This window comes from Bacillota bacterium, assembly GCA_029961055.1.
Classification (GTDB): domain Bacteria; phylum Bacillota; class Sulfobacillia; order JAIMAT01; family JAIMAT01; genus JAIMAT01.
This window is the reverse complement of sequence record JASBVM010000006.1, coordinates 1-10,621: the sequence shown is the minus strand read 5'-3', so window position 1 is coordinate 10,621 and position 10,621 is coordinate 1. Positions and strand designations below refer to the sequence as shown.

General features: G+C 71.0%; 8 protein-coding genes. 2 read left to right on the top strand and 6 right to left on the bottom strand.

The window, feature by feature from the left end; all coding sequences use genetic code 11:
• Positions 1 to 143 precede the first annotated feature (143 nt).
• The 3 genes from QJR14_02830 to QJR14_02820 all read right to left on the bottom strand — a co-directional run bounded on the left by QJR14_02830 (position 144) and on the right by QJR14_02820 (position 3,473).
• Positions 144 to 905: an HAD family hydrolase gene (locus QJR14_02830; protein ID MDI3316557.1), complete on the bottom strand. Its 762-nt coding sequence runs from the start codon at positions 903 to 905 to the stop codon at positions 144 to 146.
• Between the two features lie 179 nt (positions 906 to 1,084).
• Positions 1,085 to 2,548 carry an alkaline phosphatase family protein gene (locus QJR14_02825; protein MDI3316556.1) on the bottom strand — a complete coding sequence of 488 codons (1,464 nt, stop codon included), beginning with the start codon at positions 2,546 to 2,548 and terminating at the stop codon, positions 1,085 to 1,087.
• Positions 2,549 to 2,903: 355 nt separating this feature from the next.
• Positions 2,904 to 3,473, bottom strand: coding sequence for a DoxX family membrane protein (locus tag QJR14_02820; GenBank protein MDI3316555.1), 570 nt, complete (start codon positions 3,471 to 3,473; stop codon positions 2,904 to 2,906).
• A 238-nt stretch (positions 3,474 to 3,711) separates the two neighbouring features.
• Between QJR14_02820 and QJR14_02815 the strand changes: the two genes are divergently transcribed.
• Both QJR14_02815 and QJR14_02810 read left to right on the top strand, forming a co-directional pair.
• Positions 3,712 to 5,964, top strand: coding sequence for a prolyl oligopeptidase family serine peptidase (locus QJR14_02815; protein MDI3316554.1), 2,253 nt, complete (start codon positions 3,712 to 3,714; stop codon positions 5,962 to 5,964).
• A complete protein-coding gene (locus QJR14_02810; protein ID MDI3316553.1) occupies positions 5,961 to 6,887 on the top strand; it encodes an NAD(P)-dependent oxidoreductase in 927 nt (308 codons plus the stop codon). Before QJR14_02815 ends, QJR14_02810 begins: the two co-directional genes overlap by 4 nt.
• 46 nt (positions 6,888 to 6,933) lie before the next feature.
• On the opposite strand, the gene QJR14_02805 is transcribed toward QJR14_02810, so the two are convergent.
• The 3 genes from QJR14_02805 to QJR14_02795 are packed head-to-tail and all read right to left on the bottom strand — an operon-like array spanning position 6,934 to position 9,846.
• Entirely contained in the window at positions 6,934 to 7,968 is a 1,035-nt protein-coding gene (locus QJR14_02805; protein ID MDI3316552.1) for an NAD(P)-dependent alcohol dehydrogenase, read from the bottom strand.
• Between the two features lie 60 nt (positions 7,969 to 8,028).
• Positions 8,029 to 8,808 carry an iron-sulfur cluster assembly protein gene (locus QJR14_02800; protein ID MDI3316551.1) on the bottom strand — a complete coding sequence of 260 codons (780 nt, stop codon included), beginning with the start codon at positions 8,806 to 8,808 and terminating at the stop codon, positions 8,029 to 8,031.
• 3 nt (positions 8,809 to 8,811) lie between these two features.
• Positions 8,812 to 9,846: an amidohydrolase family protein gene (locus tag QJR14_02795; protein MDI3316550.1), complete on the bottom strand. Its 1,035-nt coding sequence runs from the start codon at positions 9,844 to 9,846 to the stop codon at positions 8,812 to 8,814.
• Positions 9,847 to 10,621 lie beyond the last annotated feature (775 nt).

Genomic DNA, 10,621 nt, shown 5'->3' with positions numbered 1-10,621 from the left:
AGGCTTCGCAGCGGTCCGCCCGGCCGGCGTCAACGCCCCGGCGGAGGCGGACCCGCGTGCGTTCCGCCGGGCAAGACGAGGAGGGTCCCGATCCCGACCTGCTTCCGATGCGGCGGCCCGGGGCCGCCGGCGGCCGATCCCGCTCAGCCGGCCTCCCGCTGCCCGGCCTCCGGCGCCGGAGCGTCCGAGGCGGAGCCCTGCGGGGCCGGGAGCAGATCCAGCAGCTGGCGCAGGTCGTGGATGACCAGGCAGTCGTTCACTTCCTCCACGCCCAGGCGGTCGAAACGGTTGAGGAGGACGGCCTTCGCGCCCACGGAGCGGGCGCCCACCACGTCGTCGTAGTAGTTGTCGCCCACGTACAGGAAGCCGGCGCCGGCGACGCCGGCGTCGAGCAGGACCCTCCGGAAGAGCCGCGGATCCGGCTTCTCGATCCCCCACTCCGCCGAGATGTAGATGCGGCGGAAGTAGTGCGCCAGGCCCAGGCGCTCCACCAGGGCGCGCCCGTCCGGACCCCAGTTGGAGACCAGGACCAGTGGATAGCCGCGGCGACGGAGCTCCTCGAGCGTCGGGAGCGTCCAGGGGTAGAGCTCCCAGTCGATCCGCAGACCGGCCAGGTCGCGCAGCTGCTGCGTCATGTCGATGTGGAGCCCCAGCTCCTCGTTGACCATGCCCAGGTACCACGGCAGCCAGGTGCTCGGGTGCCGGCCCAGCACCCCCGGGAACTCCCGCATGAAGCGCTTGTCGACCAGGTGGAAGGCCCGCTCGACCTGCTCCCGGCTGGGGAGAGGCAGGTCGCGGGCGCGCAGGTAGGCGAGGTAAGCCGCTACCCGTCCCGGGTTGTCAATGAGCGTCCAGCCAAGGTCGAAGCCGATCAGGCAGGGTCCCTCTTCCCTCATCCGCTCCATCCCTGCGTCCGTCCCCCTCTGCCCCATGGTAGCCCGGGTGCAGGAGCCTTCCTTGTGCGTCGCGTTAAGATCCGCCGCCCGCCGAACCCCGCCGTGCCCTCCGCGCCGCGCCCGAAAGCGGAGGGCGGCGCGCCCGGCGTCGCCCTCCGCGCTGGGTCAGGCTTCCTCCGGAGCGCCGCTCAGCGCCGGCCCGTCGGCTCGCCCGTCGCCGGGTCCAGGAAGAGCGGCGCGTTGGAGGGGCCGTGGCTGAAGTCGAACATGTTCAGGATGCTGCCGGCCACCGCGTCCATCGACTGGTCGCCGATGCGCCCCAGCGACCAGTTGTCCTCGATGAAGCGGAGGATGGAGGCCTGGTCCGTCAGCGTGTGGTCGACGAAGTTCCGCTTCGCCCACGGCGAGATGACCAGGAAGGGCTGCCGCGGACCGTAGCCGCACCGGTCCAGGTAGGCGCCCGGCTTGGGCGTCCCGCAGTTCCCCGGACCCGCCAGCGCGTCCCAGGCGGGGTCGTTGGACGGGCTGACGATGGGCGGCACCACGTGGTCGTACCAGCCGTCCGAGTCGTCGTAGGCGATGATCACCGCCGTGCTCCGCCACTCGGGCAGCCGCTCCAGCCGGTTGATCGTGTCGACGAGGAACGCCTGCTCGTCCAGCGGATCCGAGTAGGCCGCGTGGCCGTCCTGGTAGGCGGGCGCCTTGAGGAAGCTGACCGCCGGCAGGTGCCCCGACTCGGCCGCCGCCCAGAAGTCGCTCAGGTCGTACTGGTGGTTGGCCTGGTCGGTGTAGCCGATCCGGGCCACCGAGCTCGGCGGCAGGTGGTGCGGGTTGGCGGTCGACTGGAAGTACTGGAACGGCTCGTGGTGCGGGATGTAGTCGGTCACCTGGGCGCCGGCGATGTTCTTGTGGGCCGAGCCGGTGATCGCCTTGCCGTCGGCGGTCCTCCCCGTCGGCCGGAAGCCGCCCTCGAACCAGCCCCAGGTGACGCCCTTGGCGTTGAGCAGGTCGCCGACGTTCTTGCCGGTCAGCGCCACCGTCGTCCCCTGGGAGGCGTCGTCGTAGGTGGGGTCGAGGTCGCTGAAGATGGTGCCGTTGGCCACCTTGCCGTAGACTTCCGCGGGCACCGTGCCGTGGGTGGTGCCGGCGATCAGGTTGAGCGCCCCCGGCGTCGAGGGCCCGAAGGTGGTGCTGAACGAGTTGTCGTTCATGGCGAAGTGCTGGGCGTAGTTCCAGAGCGCCGTCACCGTGTTGCCGTCGTAGTAGCCCATCACCAGGTTGGGGTCGCACTGGTCGTAGCGGGCTCCGGTCTCCTGCACGAACCGGTCCATCAGCCCGCCGTCCACGGCCTTCTGCTCGGCGGTATAGCCGTGGTTCATGTCGCAGGTGACGGCCTGCGAGCGGTCGAGGCGGAAGGGCTTGGCGGCGTTGGGGTTGGCCTGGAGGAGGGGGCCGTTGAGCCCGTTGACGTTGGGCGTGCCGGGCGCCGCCACGAAGGCCGGTTCGCCCTTCGGGTTCTGGGCGTACGGGTAGGTGGCGAAGTAGTGGTCGAAGGAGACGTTCTCCTGGAAGATGACCACCAGGTGCTTGATGGGCGTGGCCGTCCGGTAGGCGTCGGCGGGGTCCCTGCGCGCGCCGACCGCGGCCGGCACCCCCGCCGCCCACCCGCCGGCCAGGAGGGCGAGGCCCAGCCCGGCCCCCAGCCAGCGGCGCCACCACGGCTGCCCTCCCGTCCGCCGCAGCCGATGAGGAAGTCGCACAAGATCGCCTCCTTCGGACGGATCTCTTCCCTTACTTCCTTCGGCGGAAACATGCCGGACCCGTCCGGGGAGAGCGTAGCCGGAGCCCCCTCCGGCCCGGTTAGGGATGCGTTAGAGGCGCGTTAAGGATCGGCACCCCGGCAGCGAAGGCCCGGCGGCCTCCGCCGCCGGGCCTCGTCCACCGCTGCGAGCTGCCGCTGCCACCGCCTGGCGACCTGCCCGCGAGAGCCGCGGGCGGTCGCGGGGGTCAGCGCCCTCCTCCGGCCCCGGCGGTCGCCTGGCCGCGCCGCCCGAAGAGGATGGGCCAGAGCCAGCGGTCCACGCCCAGGGAGCCGGCGTTCAACCCGGCCAGGAGGATGAGGAGGGTGAGCGTGTACATCCACCCGTTGACGCTGGCGACGCCGGCCAGCATGTAGTTCAGGTTCATCAGGGCGCCGCCCGCGGCCGCGACGGGCGTCAGGAAGCCGAGGATCAGTGCGAGACCGACGAGGAACTCGGAGATGGAGATGAAGTAGGAGAACCAGACCTGCTGGTGGGTGTTGAGCAGGAACATGAGGAAGTCCCGGTACCACCAGTGCGCCGAGCCGGGGAGAGGCTTCCCGTCCGGACCGGTCAGCAGGCCTGCGCCCTTCATCCAGAAGCCGGCCATCGCCTTGCCGACCCCGGGGCCCCAGAAGCCTGGCTCCGCACCGGTGATCTTCTCCCAGCCCGCCTTCAGCCATTCCCAGCCCACGTAGACGCGGAGCAGCAGCCAGACCCAGGAGAAGGCCCGGTCCCAGAGGACCCTGCGCCACCAGGCTTGCGTCGTCCCTTCCATGTGGAGCGCCTCCTTCAAGGACTCTCTCGGCTCCAGACCGGACCGGTCCACGCCTCCGGTCCGGTGCCGACGGTCCGGTATAGCGCCCGGCCGGGCCGCCGGAATCCGGCGCCCGACCGACGGGCCAAGGTCGCTGGCTAGGTTCTCCACCCTACTCCGCCGACCGTGCCGCCCCCCTCCACCCCGCTCGCCGGCGCCGGCCCGGGCGCGGTAGACTGCGGGCATGGAGGCGGATGCGTTGGCAGATGGACTTCCCCGGGCGCAACCCCTGCCGCTCCCGGTGCCGCCGGCGCCGGTGCCGGAGGGGGAGCCGGTGACGGAGGTGCTGCACGGCGTTCCCGTCGCCGACCCGTACCGCGCCCTGGAGGCGGGCGAGGATCCGCGCGTCCGCAGCTGGAGCCGGGCCCAGACGGAACGGACCCGGGCGGTGCTGGACGCGATCCCCTGGCGGGGAGCGCTCCTCCGCCGGCTCGCGCACCTCTGGGAGGCCGGCAGCGTGGGGCAGCCCCGCCTGGCCGGGGGGCGGCTCTTCTTCCTCCGGCGCCGGCCGGGGGCGGAGCAGCCGGTGCTCGCGGTCCGCCCGGCCGACGGCGGCGCGGACGAGAGCGCGGAACGGCCGCTGGTCGACCCGAACGCGCTGGACGAGCGGGGGCTGGTCGCCCTGGACTGGTGGGTCCCGTCGCCGGACGGGCGCTTCGTCGCTTTCGGCCTCTCCCGCGGCGGCGACGAGTGGAGCACCCTGCGCGTGCTGGACGCGGACGGAGGCCGCTGGCTCGAGGAGGCGCTCCCCCGGGCGCGCTACGCCAGCGTCGCCTGGGAGCCGGACGGAAGCGGCTTCTTCTACACCCGCTACCCCGACCCCGCGGAGCTGCCGCCGGGGCAGCCGCACGACCATCCGCGCTGCTACTACCACCGCCTGGGCCGGCCGGCCGAGGCCGACCCGCTCGTCTTCGGGGCGGAGCTACCGCTGGAGGCGATGCTGGAGGCGGAGCTCTCCCCGTCGGGCCGCTTCCTTCTGATGACCGTCCGGATCGGATGGAGCCGGAGCGAGCTCTGGCTGGCCGACCGCGGCGCGCGGGAGCGGCGGACGGAGGGGCTCGACTTCCGGCCGCTGGTGCGGGAGCGGGCGGCGCTCTTCCTGGCCCGTTTCGTGCCGGAGGGCTGGGGCGGGCAGCAGGGCGAAGGGCTGCTGGTGCGGACCGATTGGCAGGCCCCCCGTTACCGCCTCCTCCGCGTCGCCGCGGCGGAGGCCATGGGCGGCCTCCCCGCGGAGGAGTGGCCCGTCCTCTTCCCGGAGCCGGAGGGCGCGACGCTGGCCGACTTCGCCCCCTCCCGGCAGGCGGTCGCGCTCCACCTCCTGCGCGACGCCGTCTCGCACCTGGCCCTGCTCGACCCGGACGGCCGCCGGCCGCGCGAGGTGGAGCTGCCCCCCCTCTCCACCGTCGACCTGCTGGACGGCGCGCCGGCGGCGCCCTCGGGCGTCGAACTGGTGGCGGTGGTCGAGTCTTTCCTCCGCCCGGCCGCCATCTACGCCGTCGATGCCGCGCGCGCTACGGCCCGGCGCTGGCTCGGCGTCCCGGAGCCGGTGGACCCCGGGGCCTTCGAGGCCCGGCAGGTGTTCTACCCGTCGAAGGACGGCACGCGCATCCCCCTCTTCGTCCTGGAGCGGCGCGGCCTCCCGCACGACGGCCAGCGCCCCACCGTGGTGACCGGCTACGGCGGCTTCGGCGTCAGCCGGACGCCCCAGTTCGTCCCGCAGGTGATCCCCTGGCTGGAAGCGGGGGGCGTCTGGGCGCTCGCCTGCCTGCGCGGCGGCGGCGAGTACGGCGAGGCCTGGCACCGGGCCGGCATGCTCGAGAGGAAGCAGAACGTCTTCGACGACTTCGCCGCCGCGGCGGAGGCCCTGATCCGCCAGGGGATCACGCGGCCGGAGCGTCTCGGCGCCTTCGGCCGCTCCAACGGCGGGCTTCTGACCGGTGCGGCGCTGACGCAGCGCCCCGATCTCTGGCGCGCCGTGGTCTCGGGGGTGCCGCTCCTGGACATGGTCCGCTACCATCGCTTCCTGATCGCGGCGCTCTGGATCCCCGAGTACGGCTCCGCCGACGACCCCGAGGCCTTCCGCTGGCTCTACGCCTACTCGCCCTACCACCACGTGGAGGAAGGGCGGACCTACCCGGCGGTCCTCCTCTACGCGGCCGAGTCGGACACCCGCGTCGACCCGCTCCACGCGCGCAAGATGGCGGCGCGGCTCCAGGCGGCCACCGGGCAGGCGGGCGGCGAGCGGGCCGAGCCGCTGGAGCGGCCGGTCCTCCTGCGCATCGAGCCGGAGGCCGGGCACGGCGTGGGGAAGCCGGTCCGGAAGGTGCTGGAGGAGGAGGCCGACCTCTGGAGCTTCCTCGGCTGGCAGCTGGGGCTCGACCTGGGCGTGGAGCAGGGCGAGGCGCCGGCCGCGGCGACCGGGAGCCCCCGCCCCGAGGAGGGAGATCGATGAGCGTGCGCGCGGCCTTCATCGGGCTGGGCATCATGGGACAGCCCATGGCGCTCCACCTGCTCGACCCGCAGGTGGCCCCCGGGGTGGAGCTGGTGGTCTACAACCGGACCCGCTCCCGGACCGAGCCACTCCGCGCCGCCGGCGCCCGCGTGGCCGAGAGCCCGCGGGAGGCGGCCGATGCGGCCGACGTGATCTTCACCATGGTGACCGACGACGCGGCGCTCCGCGCCGTCACCGGCGGCAGCGACGGCCTCCTGGCCGGGCTGCGGCCGGGCAGCCTGGTGGTCGACCACTCCACCGTCTCCCGGGCGGTCACCCTGGAGCTGGCGCGCGAGGCCGAGGCGCGCGGCGCCACCTGGTGCGACGCCCCCGTCACCGGCGGCGACGCGGGCGCCCGAGAGGGGACGCTCACCGTCATGGTGGGCGGCCCGGAGGAAGCCTACCTCCGGCTCCTCCCCCTGCTCCGGAAGACGGGCCGGCGCATCCTCCACGTCGGCGCCACGGGACAGGGCCAAGCGCTCAAGGCGATCTCCAACATGGTCTCCTGCCTGACCCTGATGGCCTCGGCGGAGGGGATCCAGCTCGGCCTCCGCGCCGGCCTCAGCCTGGAGGCGCTGGCCGAGGTGATGCAGCACGGCTCCGCCGCCAGTTACGAGCTGGACAAGGTGCTGGCCCGCTTCGGCCGGGAGGGCTACGAGCCCGGCTTCTCGGTGGCCAACCGGTTCAAGGACCTGGAGCTGGCGCTGGGCCTGGCGCGCGAGCTCGGCCAGCCGGTGCCGCTGGCGTCGGCGGCCGAGCCGCACTACCGGAGCTGGCGGGCGATGCACGGCGAGCTGGACGAGTCCAGCTACATCCTCGCCCTCGGGCCGGATCGGCCCAGGCCCGGGCCGGAACCGCAGGGTGGGGAGCCGGCGGCGGGCTGAGGGGGCCGCGAGGGAGGCGACCGCCCGGCGGGCCCGGCACTTCCTGTCACGGCACGAGCACCGCCCGCCCCACGACTCGCCCGGCGTTCAGGTCGTCGAGGACAGCCTGGGCCTCGCCGAGCGGGAACATCTGGCTGCGGATGGTCACCTTCCCCTGGCGGTTGAGCTCCATCAGCTCGACGAGGTCGTTGTAGGTCCCGACGAGGTTGCCGACGATGCTCAACTCGCGGTTGATCATGTCCAGCGTCGTCGGCGCCACCACGCCGCCGTAGCCGACGATGGAGTAGGTACCGCCCTTGCGCAGCATCTTCAAGGCTTTCTCGGGCGTGCCGTGCTCCCCCACGAAGTCGAGCACCACGTCGGCTCCGACGCCGTCCGTGTACGCGAGCACCTCCTTCACCCCGCCGTCCTCACCCGCCAGCACCCAGTGGTCTGCGCCGAGCTCCCGGGCGAAAGCGAGGCGCTCCTCCCGCGCATCGACCGCCACCACCCGGGCCGTGGTCATCGCCTTGAGCAGCTGGACGGCGAAGTGTCCGAGGCCGCCGACCCCGATCACGACCGCCACGCTTCCCGGAAACGACCGCGGGGCGATCTTCTTGACCGCGTGGTAGGCGGTGATGCCCGCGTCGGCGAAAGGCGCGAGCGGTGCCGGATCGGTGCCCGGTGCCAGCTTGACCACGGAGCGGGCACTGGTCTTGAGGTACTCGGCATAACCGCCGTCGGTGCCGTCCAGACCGGGGAACTTCGAGTTGACGCAGTGCATGTCGTTGCCGGAGCGACACGCCAGGCAGAAACCGCAGCTCATCAGCGGGTGCAGAATGACCGGGTCGCCCCTCTGGAGACCGACGACCGCCGAGCCCACTTCCTCGACGTATCCGGCGTTCTCGTGGCCGATGGTGTACGGCAGTTCGGGATCGCCGAGCGCCTCGCGCCAGATGCCCTCGATGATATGCAGGTCGGTGCGGCAGACGCCGGCGCCGGCGATCTTGACGATCACATCGAACGGGCCTTCGATCTTCGGTTCGGGCACGTCGACCAGACGGACCGGTTCGTGGTAGCCGAATATTCTGACAGCTCTCACACCGACTCCCTCCTCATGGGATCCTGGTTTCGACACACCGTCGACCGCCCCTCGGTCACCTCACGTCCCGCTCGCACCGCTGCTGTCCAAAGGAGCTGCGGCAGGGCCGTATCGGGTCCGGAGGAGACTCGTGCACCAGGCCGCATTGAGGGAAGCCGATGTCTCCAGCACGCGCGCCCACGCGCGGCCGCCATCCAAGCCTGCCTCCGGCCGAGCGGGCTCGAGCCCCGCCCCCCGCTCCCACGGCTCGCCCGCCGGCGTGCAGAAGAGCGGCTGGGACGGCTCCGTCGGAAGCCCCAACGGAACGCGCAGCTCAAGGCAGCGCACCAGCTCGGAGTGCACGTGCTCCAAGGCGCGCCGGACCTCCGGGCGGTCGATGTCCGATAGACGCATCGCGGCGACTTCCTTCTCGGTGAAACCGGCCTCCGAAAGTGCCTGCAGGAGCGCGCCCTGCCGCCGTACGAACGCTTTGCGCAGGAATCGCACCCGCAGCTGCTCCAGCGATCCTTCCGTTTCGTCCGGAAAGGCCGCCTCGAAGCTCCGCCCGGTCGCGATGGCACGGTTGATCTCGTCGGCGAAGGCGTGATCCACCAGCTCGACCTCCACCCGCGCCACCCCGGGAACCGCGCGGGCGGCGGCCAGCAGATCAGAGGCCATCAAGAAGGCAAAATTCGGCGCGCACCAGAAGGTAGGAAGCCGGAAGCTCACTCGCACGCTGCCCCCGTCCACCGCGACACCGTCGATGAAGCCGAGCTTGACAAGGGGTTCGTCGAGCTCCGGGTCCCGCACCCTTGCCAGCGCCTCTTCGACCAGCTGCAGGCTGGGTCCGGATGGAGCCATGGCCTACGATCCCCCGGCCGCGGAGGACCGGCCGAGCGAGTCGCCCGCCAGCGCGTTCCGTTTCGCCGCGATATCGATATCGTAAAGCCGAGCCGCGTTCTCGCCCAGAATCTTTTTCTTCGTCGCCAGATCGAGGACGGCACCCGTTTCCCGGGCGATATCCTCGGGCATCTGGAAGTCCATGAATTTGTCGATCATCCACCTCGGCTCCCATATGGCATAGTCCGAACCGAAGATCAGCCGGTCGGGACCGAGCCAAAAGAGCAGCTCAGCGATCACCTTGGCAAAGTAGCGTGGGCGGGCGTGCACAAACGGCATGACGACCGCCAATCCTCCGTAGACGTTGGGCTCTTGAACTCCGATCCAGCAGAAATCCTCTATCCGCGGCAACCCCACGTGCTCGACGATGAAGCGGAGGCCTGGAAAGTCCGTCGCCACATGGTCGACGTCGGACACGTCGAAGGCGTCCCGGTCGAGCGGCCAGATCGTGGGGCCCTTGTGGATGTGGATATTGAGGATGTCGAGCTCCTGGCATTTCTCCAGGTATCGATAGACCCACGGGTCGGTCATCCTGTAACCGCGCGAGTTTCCGCGCCACTCCGCCGTGTAGAGCTTGACACCCCGGATGCCGTACCGCTCCTTCATCGCCTCGAGCGCCTCCAATCCCGCCTCACCGTCGCGCGGGTCAAAGGCACCATTCAGGATGAAGCGCTCCGGGTGAAGGTCCTTCACGATGGCGTCACGGTCGACGGTGTTGAAGCCGTGGACGAAGAAATCGCCGAGGTAGGTGGGTTGCAGGATGGCGACGTCGTCGTAACCGTCGACGAAGAGGTCGTGGATCATGGTTTCAGCGTCGTATTTGAGAAACTTCTCGTATGGCCAGACCCGATCAGCCGGGCTCAGGTTCCTCTGGTAGTCGTAAAAGCAGTCAATGAAGCCCTTGCCATATTTGTTCGCCTGGTTGGCAGGGCTTGCGTCCCAGAAGTGGACGTGCCCGTCGACGACGAAAACCTCCTCGCCGTCTGCGGAGCGGTACATGGCTCTTCACCCCTTCCCGGCTTGCGTCGTTCGGTTTGCGGTGATCGTTTTCAACATGCGCGCAATGCCTTCCTCCCGGTCGACCCGCGCGGGCGGGAATCGGCCGGTGCTTGGAAGGTACGCGGAACGCCTTCTTTCGGCATCCACGCTCCAGACAGGCGAGCCGAATGACGAATGCTGACGCTTCCCGGTTCGCCGCTCATACAGGACTCCTGAGGAAAGGAGACCCGATAGCCGAACCACATGCGGAGGACGCCGGCTCCGGGAGGAGATGAAAAGCACCCCGAGCTTTGTCGGCCTGCGGCGTCCTCGAGAGTCGATCGCCGTCGCGGAGTTCGACGGAAGGCGCCATGGTGCCACCCGGGGGCAGTCCCTTCGGGCCCGGCCCGCCCTGCCCCCCATCGCACCGGGCGGCCAGGGGCCGCCACCGGCTCCCGGGGCGGGTGATACCTGTTCGGGCGAGGGGGATCCGCCCCAAGCGGGATGGCCACCTTTCCGCGGCAGCAGGACCGACGGGGGGAGGCGGCGGCCTGCGAACCGGCGGTATCCAGGGAGCGGAGGTGAGGTCCCGTCTCGCCTGGCCAGATCACCCAGGTAGTCCAGGATGTGATCATGGGAGCGGGTGAGCAGTTCTTGGAGGGGAAGCTGGCGGCGCCGCTGCCGGTCTTGTGGCTGCTGGTGCTGGCGCTCCAGCTGGCGCGGCCCTACATGCTCGAGATGCTGCAGAAGTTCTCGCTCCGCATGGCGGCCGACCTCTGGTGGGTCTTGTACGTCC